This is a genomic window from Pseudomonas deceptionensis, assembly GCF_900106095.1.
GTDB lineage: Bacteria > Pseudomonadota > Gammaproteobacteria > Pseudomonadales > Pseudomonadaceae > Aquipseudomonas > Aquipseudomonas deceptionensis.
Genome location: NZ_FNUD01000002.1, coordinates 4,130,321 through 4,150,350 on the forward strand (window position 1 = coordinate 4,130,321; position 20,030 = coordinate 4,150,350).

Below are 20,030 nucleotides of genomic sequence, written 5' to 3' on the forward strand. Positions count from 1 at the left end.
ACATAATCAAAAGGCCTGCCGTGCCCTAGTGATTACTTCTTCTTTTTCGGGGCGATGACCATAATCAGCTGGCGTCCTTCCATCTTAGGATGCTGTTCGACGGTACCGTATTCAAGCAGGTCACCTTCAACCCGCTTCAACAGTTCCATACCCAGCTCCTGGTGGGCCATCTCACGGCCGCGGAATCGTAACGATACCTTGGCCCTGTCCCCATCACTCAGGAAACGTACCAGGTTGCGCAGTTTTACCTGGTAATCCCCTTCCTCCGTCCCTGGACGAAACTTGATTTCTTTAACCTGAATCTGTTTCTGGTTTTTCTTTGCAGCGGCAACCTGTTTCTTCTTTTCGAAGATAGATTTGCCGTAGTCCATCAGCTTACAAACTGGGGGTACTGCATCAGCGGAAATTTCCACCAAATCCAGTTTGGCCTCTTCAGCTTTAAGAAGCGCGTCTTCAATTGACACAATCCCAAGCTGCTCGCCTTCAGCCCCAATTAACCGAACCTCGCGTGCAGAGATATTCTCGTTGATCGGGGCTTTCGGTGCAGCTCGTTTATCTTGTCTCATTTCACGCTTAATAATAATTACTCCGAATCATGGCGACCACGCCGGGAAACCGCTTGTGCGAGGAATTCAGCGAATTGCGCGACGGGCATCGAGCCCAGGTCAGCACCTTCACGTGTACGCACAGCGACAGTCTGCATCTCGACTTCCCGATCTCCGATAACCAAGAGATAAGGAACCTTGAGCAAAGTATGCTCGCGGATTTTAAAGCCGATCTTTTCATTTCTCAAGTCAGACTTGGCACGAAATCCGCTCTGATTGAGAGTTTTTTCAACTTCAGCAGCAAAATCTGCCTGTTTATCAGTGATATTCATGATCACTGCCTGAGTCGGCGCTAGCCACGCAGGGAACGCACCTTCGTAATGTTCAATCAGAATTCCGATGAAACGTTCGAACGATCCGAGGATCGCACGGTGCAACATAACCGGGTGCTTGCGGCTGTTGTCTTCGGACACATATTCTGCGCCAAGACGGATCGGCAGGTTGAAATCGAGCTGCAGGGTACCACATTGCCAGACACGACCCAGACAATCTTTCAGAGAAAATTCAATCTTGGGCCCGTAAAAGGCACCTTCGCCCGGCTGCAAATCGTAAGGCAGGCCAGCACTATCAAGGGCTGAAGCCAATGCACTTTCGGCGCGATCCCACAGTTCATCAGAGCCCACGCGCTTTTCAGGACGCGTCGACAGCTTGAGCTCAATGTCCTTGAACCCGAAGTCAGCGTAGACATCCAGCGTCAGCTTGATAAAGGCTGCAGATTCGGCCTGCATCTGCTCTTCAGTACAGAAAATATGCGCATCGTCCTGCGTAAAGCCTCGAACACGCATGATGCCGTGCAAGGCACCCGACGGCTCATTACGATGACAAGCGCCGAACTCTGCCAGACGCAGTGGCAGCTCACGGTAGCTTTTCAGGCCCTGATTGAACACTTGCACGTGGCAAGGGCAGTTCATCGGCTTGATTGCGTAGTCGCGGCTTTCCGACTGGGTGGTAAACATGTTGTCGGCATAGTTGGCCCAATGCCCGGACTTTTCCCACAAGCTGCGATCAACCACCTGAGGAGTCTTGATCTCCAGGTAGCCGTTTTCGCGCTGTACTTTACGCATGTACTGCTCAAGTACCTGGTAAAGCGTCCAGCCATTCGGGTGCCAGAACACCATACCCGGCGCTTCTTCCTGGGTATGGAACAGGCCAAGACGCTTGCCGATTTTACGGTGATCGCGCTTTTCAGCTTCTTCGATACGCAGGACGTAGGCTGCCAGCTGCTTCTTGTCAGCCCAGGCAGTACCGTAAATACGCTGCAACTGCTCGTTTTTGGCATCGCCACGCCAGTAGGCGCCCGACAGCTTGGTCAGCTTGAACGACTTCAGGAAGCGCGTGTTCGGGACGTGAGGCCCGCGGCACATGTCGACGTACTCTTCATGGAAGTACAACCCCATGGCCTGTTCGTTCGGCATGTCTTCGATCAGGCGCAGCTTGTAGTCTTCGCCACGAGCGGCAAACAGATCGATTACTTCGGCACGCGGCGTCACTTTCTTGATGACGTCGTAATCTTTTTCGATCAGCTGCTGCATGCGTTTTTCGATAGCGGCCATGTCATCCGGAGTGAACGGACGCTCATAGGCGATATCGTAATAAAAACCTTCGTCGATAACTGGACCAATGACCATTTTGGCCGTAGGGAACAGCTGCTTGACAGCATGACCGACCAAGTGAGCACAAGAGTGGCGAATGATCTCCAGCCCCTCTTCATCCTTGGGCGTGATGATTTGTAACGTGGAGTCACTTTCAATCAGGTCACAGGCATCAACCAACTTGCCGTTGACCTTGCCGGCCACGGTGGCTTTAGCCAGGCCCGCGCCAATAGAAGCGGCAACTTCAGCAACAGATACCGGATGATCGAAAGAACGTTGACTGCCGTCGGGAAGAGTAATAGTTGGCATGGCGCCTCCTCTCCTAGTGGTGACCCCTACCAAAGGTCACGTGGGTTGGGATGAGCCAGTACGCGATTCGGTGGTATGCCTGCCTCACAGTGGCAGGAGCCTTGCGGCCAACCAAAAACCGAACCAGAGTGACTGGAGTTCAAATCAATAAGGTTAATGGCACAGCATTGCGACTCAGGGAGCACGCAAAACAGAAAATAGCCAAGGGCGGCATGCTAGCACAGATGTACCCTCTCTGTTACGCACCCGGTGTCGCAGCCAAAATAAAGGGCACTTTTTTACAAAAGGGTGAACTTGAGCTGCACTAACCTCTCAGATACTAAGTGATACACACTCGGTTTCAATGCTTACAAGGAGCAACTTATGCGCATGATCCACGCCCTCATCTTCGCAGCACCTTTGGCACTACTGCTTCCCCTGACCGCTCAGGCCGATAACTGGCCCGCCGGTGCAAAAAAAGACTACATGAAGGACTGCGTAGCGGCGGCAAGCCAAAGCGTGGACGCAAAAACAGCCGAGCAGCATTGCGCATGCGGCGCGGAGAAACTCTCCGAGAAGTTTTCGACTGCCGAGATTAAACAGCTGATGAGCAAGACAACTCAGCCGAGCGCCGAGCTGAGAACCAAAGCCCTGGATGCCATTCAAGCCTGCCGGGCAACCAAATAACGCCCGACTCCACGGTCAACCCGAGCCTTTTTTAGAGTAAAAACGGCCTGAAAAGCTCTTTTCTTTAAAAAATATGCATCCGCAGCTGCTTTTTTTTGAGCCGCCTTTAGCCCTAAACCCCCCATAAACCGGGGGTTTCGGAGGCTTCAGGCGACAGACGAAAGCTAACATTGCAGTAATCTGCAGTTCAGGGGGGCTCCCAAAGCGCACATTTCGACTATGATAGCTCGGTGTGCCCAGTTGGCCTGAGCAGCACAGTACTACTGAAAATATAAGTTTCTTGGAGATACACCATGTCTAATCGCCAAACCGGCACCGTAAAATGGTTCAACGATGAAAAAGGCTTCGGCTTCATCACTCCTCAAGGTGGCGGTGACGACCTGTTCGTACACTTCAAAGCTATCGAAAGCGACGGTTTCAAAAGCCTGAAAGAAGGCCAGACCGTTTCCTTCGTGGCTGAGAAAGGCCAAAAGGGTATGCAAGCTGCACAGGTTCGTCCGGAGTAAATCTCCCTCGAACAAAAAAACCCCGTCCATGTGACGGGGTTTTTTATGCCTGTAATATGGCCAGGCCTGCTTAGCCGCAGTTCACGCGGGTAATGATTGCGTTGTCATCCATGTTCAGATTCAAACGGTCTGAGCGGTACTCGAGCGTCATGACATCATGCGGCGACAAAAGACGCGCATTCTGTGCTCCTGCCTTGACACGGGCCTGCTCCAAAAGCTCTGGTGAGGCTTTTTTGCCGATCACGAAAGATGCCGACTTGGCATCGCAACGGCTATGCCCCGTATCAGAGACGGGCTCTTTAACCGAATCTTGTGTGCTGCACCCAGACAGTGCTACGACCGCCAACAACGAACCCAATGACACTAGCTTCCAAGACATGAAGCCTCCTTAAGATAAAAAGTCTGAACCTTTGCGACAGCTTTTTCGCAAATAGGTTGCATGGCGCAAGATGGCACCCGCGGATTGACTAACGCGCGAGCAATATTGCCCGAGCAGGCAAATACCGTACGCGCCTAATCATTGCCAAATATGTGTAAGAATTAGTACACATCGATGTAGTCAAATGGCGGATTAGGCCAGTTGTCTTTAAGGGCATTGTAAATTTGCATCACCCAGACCTCATCACTCGCCGCGACTTTACCGACATACCCGGAACCTGCCGCCCAGGTTTCCAGCCTGAACAGCAGCCCATCGATATCCGCACCCCCAACAACACCGCTGGAGATAAAGGCAATACCCGCCTTGGTCACGCGCAACTGGGTATGCTCATCGTCGCTGGCCGACACCAGCAATTGGCGCACCGCAGCAAGTGTGAGGTGCTCGGGATCATTTAAATCAATTTGCATGGACTGCCCCGCTTTCAAAAGTGCAAGTGTGGCACGCACCATGGGCTTGATGGAAAAGTTGAGGCCCAAAGACACCCTTGATGCAAATAACACAGGTCGCTTGATAGCTTAAGAATGGCTTTTTGCTAAAATCGCTTCTCCACGCCCACGCCCATCACGAGCTACCCCATGACAACAGTCAGCATCGACGCAGATATCAAGGCCAAATGGCCCCAAGGACAGTGTTCTTACAGCCCGGGCAGCCCTGAAGAGCTGGCCATCATCGGCATTGATCTATTGGTCAAAGAGCTCGGGAAAGAGGCTGCCCGAGCTTTTGTCAGTCAGGTTTTCGAGAAATACAAAGAAACCGAACTCTCAAAACTGACATAAATCAGCGCGATTTCGAATTACTTCAACCGACCCAACCGCGACGTCAGCAAGTCAAAAAAGCCCTGCGCGTCCCCGCCCTCGATCCAAAAAACATTTTTTGGCTGATTCAGAGTGTTGTACCAATCCACAATTGTCTGGCCGAAGGTGGGTCCTTCACGGGTATCCACAACCATGTTTACATCACGCCCGGTAAATAGCTCCGGGTTGAGCAGGTAGGCAATAACACTGGCATCGTGCACAGGCCCACCGGGCAGACCGTAGTGCTCCATGTCACCCTTCACGTATTCATTCAGAATACCGCCAACCAATTTCCCGGCCGTATTGCCCAGTGCCGCGATCTGTTTCATGCGCGCTTCGCTGGTCAGGATCTTGTGCGTGACATCAAGCGGTACATAGGTCAGCTTCACGCCACTTTTCAACACCACGTCTGCGGCATGCGGGTCCGCGTAGATGTTGAATTCAGCTACCGGGGTGATATTGCCCCCGTTGAAGTGGGCGCCCCCCATCACCACGACCTCCTTGATCCCCCGGGTAATGTCCGGCGCTTGCGTCAGGGCCAGCGCCAGGTTGGTCTGCGGACCAAGCATCGCAATGGTCACGCTGCCCGGCTTCGCCGCACGCAACGTATCGATCAGGTAGTTAACCGCATTAATCGATTCAAGCCCTTTTGCAGGCTCATGAATAGGCACACCTGTGAGGCCCTCCTTGCCATGGATGTTTTCAGCATAGATAGGGGAGCGCACCAAGGGCTTGGGCGCACCGGCATAGACCGGGACGTCTTCACGACCGGCCCACTCCCGGGCGAGACGGGCATTGCGCGAAGTCTTGTCCAGCCGCACATTCCCCGCCACGGTGGTAATCGCCCGCACATTCAGCTGCTCGGGCGAAGCCAGGGCCATCAACAGCGCCACAACATCATCCGCACCGGGGTCGGTATCGATAATCAAATCGATCTTGTCTGCGGCCTGAACACTCGAGATCGTGATGACGGACAAAAGCGAAACACTCCTGATTAACTGGCGAAAAACCTGCGCAAAACGAAACATAACCAACTCCTTGTACTATTAATCTAAAAAAACACACCTGAAACCAAGGCAATATTGCAATACGGACGACACTCTCCCGTACGAACAATTACTTTTGCTTGCAGGCAGAGCTCTTTGAAAGCGTCATGGGTGAGCAGGCATCGGGTCCCCAGCTCCCCCCTGCCCGCATGCTCCTCAATACAGGACAGTGCCGGGCAAGGCGCTTGCAGCAACTCATGGGCCAGCACGTGGCTTTGCACCTGCATCTCACTGAGCAGCGTACGCAGCGTGCTGGCAACGTCAGGAATGCCCCGGGTCAAAGCCAGATCAATCAGCTCAACACCCTTGGGCACCGGCAAACCGGCATCGGCAATAACCACGATATCGCCATGCCCCAACGATGCAACCAGTCGCGACAGCGCAATATTAAGCAAGGGCGTTTTTTTCATGGCGCGGCAAAATCCTGAACATCACGCAACAGTGGAATGGAGGGCTGAGCACCGGCACGGGTGACTGACAGCGCAGCGGCTACCTGAGCAAAGCGAATCGCTTCGTCTTCATCCTTGCCCGACGCCAGCGCCGCAGAAAAAGCCCCCACAAATGTATCGCCTGCCGCCGTGGCATCAACGGCCTCGACCTTGGGCGCAGCAAAGTGCACAACACGCCGGGCACTGACAAACAGCGCCCCGAGGGCGCCCAGCGTCACAATGACCTTGCGCGCCCCGAACGCTAAAAGCCGGCGGGCAGCCAGCTCAGCTGACTCAAGCGAGTCGACGGTCACACCGCTAAGCGCCCAAGCCTCAGTTTCATTCGGAATCAAATAGTCCAGATTGGCATACCAGTGTGCTGGCAACGGACCACTGACAGGCGCTGGATTGAGAATCACGATTTTGTCCAGCTCGCGCCCACGGCCCAGGACGTAACCCACGGTCTCCACCGGCACTTCGAGCTGGCACACAAGCACTTCGGCACCCTGCAGAACCTCATCAAATGACTTGATGTCCTGAGGCTCCAGGCAGCCATTGGCGCCTGCCACGACCACTATGGTGTTCTGGCTACCGGCATCGACCATGATCAACGCCACACCGCTCGCACTACCGGACACGGTACGCACTGCCTGACAGTCGATGTGTTCAGCCAGCAGCCCTTCGCGCAGCTGCAGGCCGTACGCATCATCACCGACACACCCGACCATCGCCACCCGGGCGCCCAGACGCGATGCTGCCACCGCCTGGTTCGCGCCCTTGCCTCCGTGTACCGTGCCGAAGGACTGCCCGAAGAGTGTCTCTCCGGGGTACGGCAACCTCTCGGTGCGCGTGACCAGGTCCATATTCAGACTGCCAACCACTACTACACTTGCTTGCATGTATCGGCACTCATCCATTGATTGTTTGGGGGTACTTGATCGATGCCCCGGCATAGGCCCTCGTGGACTCCCGCAGCACAATGCCGGGGCTCACGATCCGTTGTTCTACCGCTCGTTCGGGCGATGCAATACGCCGCAACAGTAACTGCGCAGCCATTTCGCCCAATTGCAAAATCGATTGCCCGACCGTCGTCAGCGACGGGTAGACATAACGGCTCATCTGCACATCATCAAAGCCGATGACCGACAACTGCTCCGGCACACGAATATTGCGTTCGGCGGCTGCCCGCAATACGCCGATGCCCATCATGTCGTTGCAGGCAAAAATAGCCGAAGGCGGGTTGCTCGCCAGCAAGCCGACTGCGGCCTGATACCCCCCCACGCTGCTGAAATCACTTTCGACCATCGAGTGCTCGGGCGCCGAAATACCCGCCTCGGCCAACGCCCGCAGATACCCGGCCGTGCGCAACTGTGCAACGCGCGTGATTGCCGGGCCGCCGATACAGGCAATAGCGCGATGCCCCAGGTCGATCAGATGGCGCGTGGCCAGATAAGCGCCCAGCTCATGATCGATTCGCACCAGATCCGCCTCGATACCTTCGAGGCTGCGGTCGACGATGACCATCGGCGTTCGAACCCCGAGCAGCCCGCTCGCCAGCCCCAGGTCTTCGCCGGCCGATGCAACCACCAGCCCGTCCACCCGTTTTTCTAGCAGCACCCGCAGGTAATTACGTTGCTTTTCGGGGTTGTCGTCGCAGTTACACAGGATGACGCAATAATTATTGCGCTCGCAGCAGTCCTCGATACCCCGCGCCAGCTCGGCAAAGTAAGGGTTCAGGCTATTAGCCACCAACAGGCCGATCGTCGCCGTGGTCTTGGCTTTCAGGGAGCGCGCTACTGCGCTGGGCACATAGTCGAGGCGCGCAATGGCTTCTTCCACCTTCAATCGAACCGGCTCGCTCACTGGACGGGTTTTGTTCAGCACATGCGAAACCGTCGTGTACGAAATACCCGCCATTGCCGCGACATCTTTAATGGTTGCCATTACTCAATTCCGTCGCTGTGCACGTTGACTTCGGTATGTGTCCAATACCACTGCTATCACTATGACAGCACCGGTAATAATACGCTTCGTCGGCTCGGTCGCGCCGATTTGTGCCAGCCCCGCAGCCAACACCGAAATAATCAGCACACCAAAAAAAGTGCTGATCACCGAACCCCGCCCACCCATCAAGCTCGTGCCGCCAATCACAACCGCTGCAATAACCTGCAACTCAAGACCCGAACCGGCATTGGGGTCCGCCGCCTCAAGTCGCGACATCTGGAACAGCGCCGCCACCCCGGCCAGCAATCCCATCATGCTGAAGACCAATATTTTGTAGGGCTTGGGATTGATGCCTGCCAGGCGGACGGCTTCCTCGTTGGTGCCGATGCCGATCAGGTAACGGCCAAAGACTGTTCGTGTCAGCACCGCTTGAGCAACCAGAATAATCAGCAAAGCGATGATGAAAGAAGGCGAAATACCAAAGGCAATCGGGTTCGACAGCCAGGCATAAGCGTCGCCGATATAGGCCGTGCGCGAACCTGTCATTTGATAGGCCGCACCCCGGGCCATCTCCAGAACACCCAGGGAGACGATGAAAGACGGGATCTTCCAGGCCACGGTGATCGAGCCCGTGATCGTACCTGCCAGGGCTGCACACCCCATGCCCAGCAAGGCGGCGGGCAGAATGCTCCAGCCCCACCCCAGTATTGCAACGCTGACTGCGGAGGCTGCCAGGGCCAGTACGGACCCTACCGACAGATCGATACCGCCGATAATCAATACGAAGGTCATGCCGACAGACAGCACCATCAGATCCGGGATCTGGTTGGCCAGGGTGCTCAACGTGTCATAAGAGAAAAAATGATCACTCAGGCTGGAAAACAGAACAATCATGGCCAGCAAGGCGCCTGCCAAGCCCAGGTAGGTGCCCGTACCATAGTAGTTATGCGAAGTTTTTCGCACGGAGGGGGTGGATTTCATGAGGCTTCCTTTGGCGCAGCTTCAGTGAGCAGCGCATCTCGTTTTTGATAACCGGCAAAAGCGGCTGCCAGCAGCTGCTCCTGACTCCAGCTGTCACGTTCAAACGTTTCAATCAGTCGCCCCGCAGACAGCACGCCAATGCGATCACAGATCAACATCAACTCGCGAAGGTCGCTCGACACCACGACCAGCGCCTTGCCCTGGCGTGTCAGCTCGCCCAGCAGCCGGTAAATATCGAACTTGGCACCGATGTCGATACCGCGAGTCGGCTCATCAAACAGCAGCACGGTACAGTCGCGTTCCAGCCAGCGGCCAATGACCACCTTCTGCTGATTGCCACCGGAGAGTTGTGACACCACCTGCTCGGGGCCGCTGCTGCGGATCCCCATTGCATCTATCTGGCGCCGGGCCAGTGCTGCCTCCTGCTGGCTATTGACCACCCCCGCGCTGGAGACACGGTGCATATTGCCCAGGCCGATGTTGGCACTGATCGACTGGGTCAAGAGCAAGCCTTCGCCCTTCCTGTCTTCGGTAATCAGGGCAATCCCCTGCTTAACCGCATCTGCCGGCGAACGGATGCTGACCACCTGCAAGGCAGAACCCACTGCAACGGTGCCGCTATCAGCCAGATCAGCGCCGTAGATCAAGCGCAAAAGCTCTGTACGCCCTGCCCCGATCAGCCCCGAGATACCGAATATTTCGCCCTTACGGACTTCAAACGAGACATTTTTAACTTTGTCCGCTCGACAGATCCCCGAGACCTTGAGCGCCGTATCGCCCAGGCTGCGCACGCCCAAGTCCAGCTGGTCGCCCAACTCACGCCCCACCATCAGGTTGACCAGTTGCTCGCTGCTGTAATCCGCAATGGGCTCAACGCACACCAGGCAACCGTCACGCAGCACGGCAATCCGCTGCGCCACACGCGCCAGCTCTTCAAGCCGGTGGGAGATATAAACAATCGCCACACCGCGCGCCTGCAACCGCTCGATTTGCACAAACAGCATTTCGACTTCACGGGCCGTGAGCATCGCGGTGGGCTCATCCAGGATCAGTACGTGGCAATCACCAATCAGGTTGCGGGCTATCTCCACCATCTGCTGATGGCCGATACCCAGCGCCCCGACCAGGGTGTCGGGGTCTATCGCCTCCAGGCCGACCTGGGCCATGGCCTCAATCGCCGCCTTGCGCAATTGCTTGCGGTTGATCCAGCCCATACGACCGGGAAGATTATCCAGAAACAGATTTTCAGCCACCGTCAGTGTGGGCAGCAGGTTCAGCTCCTGCATGACCATGCGCACACCCTGGCGCTCAGCCTGGGAGCGGCTGCCCGGTGTGTAGGCCTGACCGTTGAATTGCATCTGCCCGAGAGTCGGAGCTTCCAGGCCGCCAATGATCTTTGAGAGCGTGCTTTTGCCCGCCCCATTTTCACCCGTCAGGGCCAGTACTTCGCCGCGGTACAGCGACAGATCAATGCCCGCCAGCACCGGTTGTGTATAGGTTTTGCCAATCCCGCTAACCGAAAGGACCACGCTGGCATCAGGAGCAGACATAGGATTTCTCCGGGCACCCGCCCTCCGGGCAGGTGCCTGCGACAACGAATTGAATTACTTGTTGATGACCAGCTCGACAGGCGTGTCGATGATGCCGTCCTTGAGGTTCTCGACCGGCTCTTTCTTGACCAGCTTGAGCGCCGTTTCAATGCCGAAAACGGCCTGTTTGGCTGCAGCCTGATCGGCCGTGGCAAGCACCCTGCCATCTTTGAGCATCGGCTTGATCGCATCGATATTGTCATAGCCCACGACTTGAACCTTCCCGACCTTGCCAGCGGCACGGATGGCCGATACAGCGCCCAGCGCCATGCTGTCATTACCTGCCAGGATGGCCTTCAGGTTCGGGTATTCGCTGAGCATACCGGCTGCGACCTTGTTGCCACCGTCAATCTCCCAGTTGCCCGACTGTACCGGCACAATCTTCATCCCGGCGGCGGTCATCGCATCCTTGAAGCCTGCCGTGCGCATCTGTGCATTGGTGGTGGTCGACACGCCCTCAATGATCCCTACTTCATCGCCGGGTTGAAGCCTGGTCGCCAGGTACTCACCGACTTCACGCGCGCCCTTTCTATTGTTGGGCCCCACGAACGGCACTTCGATGCCCTTGCTTTTCAGCACTTCGGGGTCCAGCTGGTTATCGATATTGACCACCACAATGCCGCGGTCCGTGGCTTTTTTGATGGCCGAAACCAGGGCCTTGGAGTCTGCCGGGGCAATCACCAGCGCATCGACCTTGGCGATGATCATCTGGTTGATGATGTCGATCTGGCCTGCGGTGTCGGTTTCATTCTTGATCCCGTTGGAGACCAGATCGAAACTCTGTGGGTGGGCTTTCTGGTAGTCCTCGCCGCCCTTCTGCATGGTGACAAAGAACTCGTTGGCCAACGACTTCATCACCAGGCCGACTTTGGGTTTTTGGGCCGTATCTGCATAAGCGACAGGGAGGGAAAGGGATGCCGCAGCCAGAATGGCGACAGCAAGGAGGCGTCCAGCAAAGGGCAGCTTCATGGAAGTAACTCCGATCTTATGATTATTGTGAGCAACGTCCTGCTCGCGCCGTGGCTTGCTCAAAAAAGCGCCGCGCAAACGTTTGCTTGAACCTCACTATGGAAAGCTGGTTCTTGTTTGTCAACGTGAAAAAAGTCAATGCGCGGTCGAATCTCCGAACAACAAAATCACTCTTTGTTCGGAAAACCGGCTCCCGCAAAAAAACGAAATAAACAGCCTCGTAAAATCATATATAAATCAATTAGTTACCTAATTTTCAGAAGGCCTCACGCACTGGCATAAATAATGCCTCCTATCACCGCTCGCGGCCAAAGGATGGCACGCGTCGTGCTGGTGTGCAGACATCGGCACTCTCACTAATAAGAGAAGAAAAATAATGAAAAATGCTGTGCTGAAAACAATTGTTCCGGGCGCGCTGGCCCTCCTCCTGGCACTGCCAACGGCTCACGCACAAGAGGCTGCCACCAAGCCGAATGTCATCATTCTGGCCACGGGCGGCACCATCGCCGGTGCAGGCGCAAGTGCTGCCAACAGCGCTACCTACACCGCAGCCAAAGTCGGTATCGACAAGCTGATCGCCGGCGTTCCCGAACTGAGCCAACTGGCAAACGTGCGTGGCGAGCAAGTGATGCAAATTGCATCGGAGAGCATCACCAACGAAAACCTGCTGCAATTGGGCCGCCGCGTTGCTGAACTGGCTGACAGCAAGGATGTCGATGGCATCGTGATCACCCACGGCACTGACACCCTGGAAGAAACCGCTTACTTCCTCACGCTGGTTGAAAAAACCGACAAGCCAATCGTCGTGGTCGGCTCCATGCGCCCGGGCACAGCCATGTCGGCTGACGGCATGCTGAACCTCTACAACGCAGTTGCCGTTGCCGGCAGCAAAGAGGCTCGCGGTAAAGGCGTGCTGGTCACCATGAACGACGAGATCCAGTCCGGCCGTGATGTCAGCAAAATGATCAACATCAAGACCGAAGCATTCAAAAGCCCATGGGGCCCGCTGGGCATGGTCGTTGAAGGCAAATCCTACTGGTTCCGCTTGCCGGCCAAGCGTCACACCATGGATTCAGAATTCGACATTAAAGACATCAAAAGCCTGCCAAACGTAGGCATCGCCTACTCGTATGGCAACGTCGACGACACTGCCTACAAAGCATTGGCACAGTCCGGCGCCAAAGCCATCATCCACGCTGGTACAGGCAACGGCTCAGTGGCATCGAGTGTGGTTCCGACCTTGCAAGCCCTGCGTAAAGATGGCGTGCAAATCATTCGTTCTTCCCACGTAAATAACGGCGGCTTCGTACTGCGTAACGCAGAACAGCCTGACGACAAAAATGACTGGGTTGTAGCCCACGACTTGAATCCACAGAAAGCACGCATTCTGGCCATGGTCGCTCTGACCAAAACCCAGGACAGCAAAGAGCTGCAGCGGATGTTCTGGGAATACTAAGTCGCCCGTTTCAAATACGCGCCAATTGACTTGAAAAGGCCGTCTCCCCACCAGGAGACGGCCTTTTTGTTTCGCGCGGACCTAACGCCGCATTCACTCGCCAGTACACCAAACAGTTGCCAAATCTGGCGCAGTTAAATACTGTATGCGCATACAGCCCACCAAGGATCGCATCATGGCTAAAAAAGCGGCGAAAGAGCCAACCCCACCAAGCCCTTACGAAATTTTCGGCACGCGCATACAAAAAATCATCAGTTCGCCAAAAGCTCAAAAAGACAAAATGGCGGTGCTTGAACGGCTGGAAGGTGACAACCCGGAATTCTGGGAGCGCCTGCTGGAAGAAATCTCCGAAAACGACAACGTCACAATTGCCTATCGCGATGATGGCGGCGTGAATGTTTTCTGGACCGTAGTTGAGGAAGACTGAGTCGATGAGGGTTCGTTTACTGGCACTGGTCAGTCTTTTCACTGTTTTAAGCGCACAAGCTTCAGCTCCGCAAACCTTCAGTGAAGCAAAAAAAGTCGCCTGGAAACTCTATGCACCGCAGTCCACCGAGTTCTACTGCGGTTGCAAATACACCGGTAACCGCGTCGACCTGAAAGCCTGTGGTTACGTCCCGCGCAAAAATGCCAACCGCGCAGCGCGCATCGAATGGGAGCACATCGTTCCCGCCTGGCAAATTGGCCATCAGCGCCAATGCTGGCAAAGTGGGGGACGCAAAAACTGCACCCGTAACGACCCTGTGTACAAGGTTGCCGAAGCCGATCTGCACAACCTGGTACCCAGCATCGGTGAAGTCAACGGGGACAGGAGCAACTTCAGCTTTGGCTGGCTACCCGTGCAAAAGGGCCAATATGGCTCATGCCTGACACAGGTCGATTTCAAATCGAAAAAGGTCATGCCCCGCCCTTCCATCCGCGGCATGATCGCCCGCACTTACTTTTACATGAGCCAGCGCTACAACTTGCGTCTGTCAAAGCAAGACCGCCAGCTCTATGAGGCGTGGGACAAAACCTATCCCGTTCAGGCCTGGGAGCTGCAACGCAATCAAGCGGTCGCGTGCGTCATGGGGCGCGGCAACGACTTCGTCGGCCCGGTCAACCTCAAGGCCTGCGGCTGATACCACCCCCCTGCCTTTACCCGCCTTGAGCCCTGATGAAAACAGTGGTTCAAGGCGCCTCTGCTGATCGTTAAGCCTCTGCTGCACCTGACAATTTGTGACGCCTCCAGATGCTCATTTATTGCCGAACCCCCATTGCTGAGCTATTACTCATTGGATGATTAAACAGGTTCGATTCAACATAAAACAACGGGTGGTCGACGAGCTTGTCCACCGTATCGAAAGCGGGCTCCTGGCAGACGGTCATCTACTGCCGGGTGAAGACCAATTGGCTCAAGAACTGGGTGTCGGCCACAGTACGCTGCGCGCCGCACTGGCCGAACTGGAAAGGCGAAAATATATTGCCAAGCGAACCGAAGGCGGTGCCATCGTTACGTATGACGGCATAACGCTCGACCAGCACAACGGCTGGACCCAGGCCCTGGCCAGTACCGGCGCCCGAATACACACAGAACTGCTTCGTCTCCAGGCCATAGAGCGCCCGGATCTGGCCCATCAATTCGGGTTAAGCCAGTTTATTACCCTGGAGCGTCGACGCCGCCGTGACGATGGCACCGCCATCTCCCTTGAGCGCTCGCTCATGCCCGCCACCGGCGGCCTCGAAGGCCTGCCACGGGTCGGCCTGATAGACGACTCACTCACCATCACACTCGCCGCCTATGGCTTTGTCGGTGATCGCGGCGATCAGTGGATCGGCGCAGAACCTCTCAACGAAGAAGATGCACTTTTGCTCGGCCGCCCCGCCGGAACCGTTTTTCTTCGAGCACTGCGCACCACTTACGACCGGAACGGCCGTTTCATGGAGCTGGTGGAAAGCTGGCTTGATCCTCTGCACTTTCGCATGTACCACTCGTTTGGAACGCCGTCATGACACCGACTGATCGGGCCCTTGGCGCATTTTATGGACTGGCACTGGGCGATGCGCTGGGCATGCCGACCCAATCATTTAGCCGCGGGGAGATCCTGACCCGCTTCGGGCACATCACCACCCTTGAAAACGCACCGGCCGATCAACCCATTGCGCCGGGTATGGTTGCGGGCTCAATCACCGACGACACCGAACAAGCCATCCTGGTCGGGCATCTGCTGGTTGAAGGCAACGCCAGCATTGACCCGAACCAGCTTGCGCGGCGCCTTATAACCTGGGAGTCCGGCATGCAGGCCAAAGGCTCTCAAGACCTGCTCGGGCCATCCACCAAGCGCGCGATCGACATGATCCTTGCAGGCCACAGCCCGGAACAGTCAGGGCGCTATGGCACCACCAACGGCGCCGCCATGCGCATCACCCCGGTGGGCATCGCCATCGACATCGCGCAACCGGAACGGTTTATCAATACCGTCGTTCAGGCCTGCCAGGTCACGCACAACACCAGCCTGGGAATCGCCAGCGCAGCCGCCGTTGCGGCGGTGGTATCCAGCGGGATCAATGGCAAAAAACTTGAACACGCCCTCAATGCGGGCACCGAAATGGCCTTTATCGCAGAGCACCATGGCCACTGGGTCGCCGGTGGCCGCATGGGCCCGCGTATCCGCTGGGCCCGACAGGCAAGCAGCGAGTGCAACCCCGACAACCTTGGCGACCTGCTGTATGACGTGATCGGTACATCGGTCGCGTCCCAGGAGTCCGTGGTTACGGCCTTCGCCCTGGCGCAACGGGTAGCAAGCGCCGAGCTCAGCAGTTTCGATGCGCTGTGCATGGCCGCCAGCCTGGGCGGTGACACCGATACCATTGCCGCCATTCTCGGCGCCATGCTGGGTGCCTGTGGCGGGCTGGAGCTATGGCCGGCTGCGCTGATCGAGCAAATAATCGAGGTCAATTCCCTGCAACTGGAACCCCTGGTACGCGATCTGCTAACCCTTCGCCACACATAGAAGCCCCTGCCACAAACAGCAAAGCGACTGGTCTCACCCCTGAGACCAGCGCCACACATGCGCTGCTTGCAACGATAACAACAGCATCAGGAGCCACCCCCCATGAGCACCCCTAACGCCGGGCACAGTGCCGGGCAACTGGAAACCCGGGGCATAGAGCCGGTCCCCGAAAACGAATGCAATGGCAATCCCCTGCAGCTGTTCTGGGTCTGGTTTGCGGCCAATATCAGCATCCTCGGCTTGCCCCTGGGTGCAACCCTGGTGGCCTTTCATCAACTGGCCATCTGGCAAGTCATCATCGTCGCCCTGATCGGTGCGGCAGGCTCGTTCGCCGTGGTCGGCGTCATTTCCATTGCCGGACGTCGGGGCCGGGCGCCAAGCCTGACACTGTCACGGGCCATTTTCGGAGTGCGCGGCAACATTGGCCCCACGTTGGTTTCGCTGATCTCGCGAGTGGGCTGGGAAACCGTTAACACCACCACCGCGGCTTTTGTGCTGCTGGCGCTGTGCTCAATCCTCTTCAGCACCCCGACCGAAGCCAAGAACGCGCCAATCCTGACGCTGGTGTTTATAGGTATTTTCACCCTGCTGACCCTTTCGGTTTCCGGCCTGGGGCACGCGACGCTGCTGATCATTCAGAAATGGGCCACTTACGTTTTTGGCGCGCTCAATCTGTTGGTCGGCGGTTTTCTGTGCGCCACGATCGACTGGCAAGGCGTGTTCAGTGCCGAACCGGCGCCCGTGAGCGCAATGATTATCGGGATTGGCATCATGGCCGCCGGCACCGGCATCGGTTGGGCCAACGCCGGGGCTGACATGTCGCGCTATCAAAAGCGCAATGTCAGCGCATCACAACTGGTGGCCTCCGCCGCCTGGGGCGCAGGGATACCGCTGGTGCTGCTGATTACGCTCGGCGGCTTGCTGGCCGTTGGCAATCACGACCTGGCCTCAACCACCGACCCGATTGCCGCGATCCGCAACATGCTGCCTTCCTGGATGGCTGTCCCCTACCTGCTCAGCGCCTTTGGCGGCCTGCTGCTGTCCAATCACCTGTCCGTCTACTCCGCCGGCCTGACCACCTTGACCCTGGGCGTGAAGATCAAGCGGGTGCAAGCCGTTGTCGTGGATATCGTCGCGATCTTCTGTGGCTCGATTTACTTCATGCTGTACGCCGACAGCTTTTATGGCCCCTTCATCACCTTTATCTCGCTGACGGCCATTCCGATTACCGCGTGGGTGGCCATCTTTGTCGTCGACCTTATCCATCGCCAGTACTACAGCGCCAAAGACTTGCTGGATGTCAGCGCCAGCAGTGCTTACTGGTACAAGGGCGGAATCGAATGGCGGGCGTTGAGCGCCTGGGCCGTGGCGCTGGCGTTGGGCTTTTGCTTCACCCGCGTGGGCAGCACCGGCGCCAACTGGTTTGCCGGGCCGCTGGCAGATTCCTGGCTGGGTCATAACGGCCTGGGCTGGGTGGTGACATTCGTCGTGGCAGGCGGTTTGTATGCCCTGATGGGCGGCGCCAAAGACCGTCGTCAGCCTGCGGTAGATGCCGCCCATGTCTAGGCTGCTGCACACCGGGCAGGTCATCGTCGACCTGGCCATGGCCCTCGACACCCTTCCGCGCTCCGGCGCAGACGCACTGGCCCATAGCGCCAGCTTTCACGCCGGTGGCGGTTTCAATGTGATGGCGGCGGCCCGGCGCAACGGGTTGACGACCCTGTACCTGGGCCGCCATGGCCAGGGCCAGTTCGGTGAACTGGCCCGTGAGGCCATGCGCGCAGAAGGCATACAGATGACCTTGCCCATCGACCCGCACAAAGACACCGGGCTGTGCGTAGCCCTGACGGAAGCCAGCGCCGAACGCACGTTCATTTCCTGTATCGGGGCCGAAGGCGGGTTGTCTGCCCAAGACCTGGCGCAGGTCACCGTCCTGCCTGATGACTATGTGTATGTCAGCGGTTACAGCCTGCTCCATGCCGACAAGGCCCAGTCACTGCTGGACTGGATACTGGGCCTGACGCCCGGCGTGCACCTGTCCTTCGACCCCGGCCCGTTACTGGCCGATATCGACCCGCAACTGCTCAACGCCCTGCTGCCGCGCCTGAACCTGTGGACCAGCAATAGCACGGAAGCACAGGGCTTTACCGGCCTCACCTCGCTGGCCCAGGCCCTGCCCGCACTGACGGCGCGCCTGCCCTACGACTGCCTCACGGTTGTGCGCGATGGCCCGCAGGGTTGCTGGATCAGTGATTGCCATGGCCAACAACATATCGCCGGGTTCAAGGTGCACGCCGTAGACAGCAACGGGGCCGGCGATGCTCACGCAGGGGTAATGATTGCCGCATTGGCCGGTGGGTATAACGCCGCACAGGCCGCGACACGGGCCAATGCCGCAGCGGCTATAGCCGTTACCCGTCGAGGCCCGGCCACTGCCCCCGGCGCCCGCGAAGTCGATGCATTACTGGCGAAATCAGGCAGTGTCGGCACGCAGGAATAGTGGTGTGGTTCAACGAATCGGCTAAAACCCTACGCGCAACACGACCAAAGGCTGTAACAAAACATGTTCAAAAACGAGACCAAAAGCTGGAAAATGCCAGAAGTGCTGTTTTAATTACACCGTGGTTTTCATCAAGTGACACCAGCACCCGATAGCTCCCGATAGCTGTCGGGGCACGTGCGCGTATGCGGTCTGCGTTTCTCCTGACTTGTGACGATTCTCTTGAAATTCATCATTATTGCTGTCTATGTTTTTTCCATTGCCTATGTCCACCTGCGGGGCAAGGTTCGCCATAAGCCGGGGCGCCAGCTGAGCGACCATTCGACCTTTCTGGCACCGATCAACTGTTTCTTGTACCTGTTCTCCAAAGTGCCCAACCAGCCGTACCTCAAGCCGGCAGACTTCCCCGAGTTGCAGCCCTTGCAGGATCATTGGCAGGAGATCCGCGAAGAAGCGCGGAACCTGATGCAGGCGGGTGAAATCAAACGTTCCGAGCAGCCCAACGATGTAGGGTTCAATTCGTTCTTCAAGAGCGGCTGGAAGCGCTTTTACCTGAAGTGGTATGGCGACAATCACCCTTCGGCTGTCGAGCTGTGCCCGCGGACCATTGAGTTGCTCAACGGCATCGGCACCATCAAGGCTGCCATGTTTGCCGAGCTGCCCCCCGGCTCGAAACTGGTGCGCCATCGCGACCCGTATGCGGGCTCGCTGCGCTTTCATTTGGGCCTGGATACACCCAATGACCCAGGCTGCTATATCAACGTCGACGGGCAGAACTACGCGTGGCGTGACGGTGAAGCCGTGATGTTCGACGAAACTTTTATTCATTACGCCCAAAACACCACCGATAAAAACCGCATCATCCTGTTCTGCGATGTAGAACGCCCGATGCAATACCGCTGGGCAACTGCATTCAACCAGTGGTTCAGCCGTACAGTCATGGCATCCGCCAGCTCACCCAACGGTAGCAGTGATAAAACCGGTGCTCTGAACCGCGCATTTACACGGTTGTACAAGATTCGCCTGCGCGGCAAGGCGCTGAAAAAGCGCAACCGTGCACGTTACTACCTGGAAAAATGGCTGGTTTTCGGCAGTTTGCTGGGCGTGTTTTTACTGATCTAGACTTCTCTCTGTGGGAGCGATGATTCGCGAGCAGGCTCGCTCCCACAGGGGCAATCACCGGTAACAGAGCATCTGCAGGCATTTAAAACAG

General features: G+C 56.8%; 22 protein-coding genes. 11 read left to right on the plus strand and 11 right to left on the minus strand.

The genetic code is table 11. The features are described from left to right. Positions 1 to 32 precede the first annotated feature (32 nt). Together infC and thrS are read right to left on the minus strand one after the other, a co-directional pair. Positions 33 to 584 carry a translation initiation factor IF-3 gene (gene infC, locus BLW11_RS18965; RefSeq protein ID WP_171970586.1) on the minus strand — a complete coding sequence of 184 codons (552 nt, stop codon included), beginning with the start codon at positions 582 to 584 and terminating at the stop codon, positions 33 to 35. Then, the gene (gene thrS, locus BLW11_RS18970; protein ID WP_048360901.1) at positions 584 to 2,506 is read right to left on the minus strand and encodes a threonine--tRNA ligase; all 1,923 of its coding nucleotides are present in this window, start codon (positions 2,504 to 2,506) and stop codon (positions 584 to 586) included. Before thrS ends, infC begins: the two co-directional genes overlap by 1 nt. 363 nt (positions 2,507 to 2,869) lie before the next feature. Here thrS and BLW11_RS18980 point away from each other — a divergent pair, with 363 nt between their 5' ends. Together BLW11_RS18980 and BLW11_RS18985 are read left to right on the plus strand one after the other, a co-directional pair. Beyond that, complete coding sequence (locus BLW11_RS18980) at positions 2,870 to 3,172, plus strand: hypothetical protein (protein ID WP_048360899.1); 303 nt, start codon at positions 2,870 to 2,872, stop codon at positions 3,170 to 3,172. A gap of 293 nt (positions 3,173 to 3,465) precedes the next feature. Continuing rightward, positions 3,466 to 3,678, plus strand: coding sequence for a cold-shock protein (locus BLW11_RS18985; RefSeq protein ID WP_003179963.1), 213 nt, complete (start codon positions 3,466 to 3,468; stop codon positions 3,676 to 3,678). A gap of 70 nt (positions 3,679 to 3,748) precedes the next feature. Here the strand turns inward: BLW11_RS18985 and BLW11_RS18990 are convergent, their stop codons facing one another. Together BLW11_RS18990 and BLW11_RS18995 are read right to left on the minus strand one after the other, a co-directional pair. Further along, positions 3,749 to 4,057: an I78 family peptidase inhibitor gene (locus tag BLW11_RS18990; protein WP_048360898.1), complete on the minus strand. Its 309-nt coding sequence runs from the start codon at positions 4,055 to 4,057 to the stop codon at positions 3,749 to 3,751. 161 nt (positions 4,058 to 4,218) lie between these two features. Further along, on the minus strand, positions 4,219 to 4,524 hold the full coding sequence (locus tag BLW11_RS18995; RefSeq protein ID WP_048361070.1) for a hypothetical protein: 306 nt from the start codon (positions 4,522 to 4,524) through the stop codon (positions 4,219 to 4,221). 168 nt (positions 4,525 to 4,692) lie between these two features. Between BLW11_RS18995 and BLW11_RS19000 the strand changes: the two genes are divergently transcribed. After that, the gene (locus BLW11_RS19000) at positions 4,693 to 4,893 is read left to right on the plus strand and encodes a hypothetical protein (RefSeq protein ID WP_048360897.1); all 201 of its coding nucleotides are present in this window, start codon (positions 4,693 to 4,695) and stop codon (positions 4,891 to 4,893) included. Positions 4,894 to 4,910: 17 nt separating this feature from the next. Here BLW11_RS19000 and BLW11_RS19005 read toward each other — a convergent pair whose 3' ends face one another. Genes BLW11_RS19005 through BLW11_RS19035 form a run of 7 tightly spaced genes read right to left on the minus strand, consistent with a single transcriptional unit; the run spans position 4,911 to position 11,868 of the window. Next, positions 4,911 to 5,939, minus strand: coding sequence for a nucleoside hydrolase (locus tag BLW11_RS19005; RefSeq protein ID WP_048360896.1), 1,029 nt, complete (start codon positions 5,937 to 5,939; stop codon positions 4,911 to 4,913). A gap of 23 nt (positions 5,940 to 5,962) precedes the next feature. Further along, on the minus strand, positions 5,963 to 6,367 hold the full coding sequence (rbsD, locus tag BLW11_RS19010) for a D-ribose pyranase (RefSeq protein ID WP_048360895.1): 405 nt from the start codon (positions 6,365 to 6,367) through the stop codon (positions 5,963 to 5,965). Then, positions 6,364 to 7,284 carry a ribokinase gene (rbsK, locus tag BLW11_RS19015; protein WP_048360894.1) on the minus strand — a complete coding sequence of 307 codons (921 nt, stop codon included), beginning with the start codon at positions 7,282 to 7,284 and terminating at the stop codon, positions 6,364 to 6,366. The genes rbsD and rbsK overlap by 4 nt, the downstream gene beginning before the upstream one ends. Before the next feature lie 10 nt (positions 7,285 to 7,294). Then, on the minus strand, positions 7,295 to 8,329 hold the full coding sequence (locus BLW11_RS19020) for a LacI family DNA-binding transcriptional regulator (RefSeq protein ID WP_048360893.1): 1,035 nt from the start codon (positions 8,327 to 8,329) through the stop codon (positions 7,295 to 7,297). 3 nt (positions 8,330 to 8,332) lie between these two features. Continuing rightward, positions 8,333 to 9,310, minus strand: a complete 978-nt coding sequence (locus tag BLW11_RS19025; RefSeq protein WP_048360892.1) for an ABC transporter permease — start codon at positions 9,308 to 9,310, stop codon at positions 8,333 to 8,335. After that, a complete protein-coding gene (locus BLW11_RS19030; RefSeq protein ID WP_048360891.1) occupies positions 9,307 to 10,860 on the minus strand; it encodes a sugar ABC transporter ATP-binding protein in 1,554 nt (517 codons plus the stop codon). Before BLW11_RS19030 ends, BLW11_RS19025 begins: the two co-directional genes overlap by 4 nt. Before the next feature lie 54 nt (positions 10,861 to 10,914). Next, positions 10,915 to 11,868, minus strand: a complete 954-nt coding sequence (locus BLW11_RS19035; RefSeq protein WP_048360890.1) for a sugar ABC transporter substrate-binding protein — start codon at positions 11,866 to 11,868, stop codon at positions 10,915 to 10,917. A 376-nt stretch (positions 11,869 to 12,244) separates the two neighbouring features. On the opposite strand from BLW11_RS19035, the gene BLW11_RS19040 reads away from it, so the two are divergent. The 8 genes from BLW11_RS19040 (at position 12,245) to lpxO (ending at position 19,939) form a co-directional block, all read left to right on the plus strand. Further along, positions 12,245 to 13,324, plus strand: coding sequence for an asparaginase (locus tag BLW11_RS19040; RefSeq protein WP_048360889.1), 1,080 nt, complete (start codon positions 12,245 to 12,247; stop codon positions 13,322 to 13,324). Between the two features lie 175 nt (positions 13,325 to 13,499). Further along, positions 13,500 to 13,751, plus strand: coding sequence for a DUF1654 domain-containing protein (locus tag BLW11_RS19045; protein WP_048360888.1), 252 nt, complete (start codon positions 13,500 to 13,502; stop codon positions 13,749 to 13,751). A gap of 4 nt (positions 13,752 to 13,755) precedes the next feature. Further along, a complete protein-coding gene (locus BLW11_RS19050; RefSeq protein WP_048360887.1) occupies positions 13,756 to 14,445 on the plus strand; it encodes an endonuclease in 690 nt (229 codons plus the stop codon). 157 nt (positions 14,446 to 14,602) lie between these two features. Next, positions 14,603 to 15,316, plus strand: a complete 714-nt coding sequence (locus BLW11_RS19055) for a GntR family transcriptional regulator (protein WP_048360886.1) — start codon at positions 14,603 to 14,605, stop codon at positions 15,314 to 15,316. After that, entirely contained in the window at positions 15,313 to 16,317 is a 1,005-nt protein-coding gene (locus tag BLW11_RS19060; protein ID WP_048360885.1) for an ADP-ribosylglycohydrolase family protein, read from the plus strand. Before BLW11_RS19055 ends, BLW11_RS19060 begins: the two co-directional genes overlap by 4 nt. A 102-nt stretch (positions 16,318 to 16,419) precedes the next feature. Then, positions 16,420 to 17,883, plus strand: a complete 1,464-nt coding sequence (locus tag BLW11_RS19065) for a purine-cytosine permease family protein (RefSeq protein WP_048360884.1) — start codon at positions 16,420 to 16,422, stop codon at positions 17,881 to 17,883. Then, complete coding sequence (locus BLW11_RS19070; RefSeq protein WP_048360883.1) at positions 17,876 to 18,817, plus strand: PfkB family carbohydrate kinase; 942 nt, start codon at positions 17,876 to 17,878, stop codon at positions 18,815 to 18,817. Before BLW11_RS19065 ends, BLW11_RS19070 begins: the two co-directional genes overlap by 8 nt. Positions 18,818 to 19,039: 222 nt before the next feature. Then, positions 19,040 to 19,939, plus strand: a complete 900-nt coding sequence (gene lpxO, locus BLW11_RS19075; protein WP_048360882.1) for a lipid A hydroxylase LpxO — start codon at positions 19,040 to 19,042, stop codon at positions 19,937 to 19,939. Positions 19,940 to 20,030 lie beyond the last annotated feature (91 nt).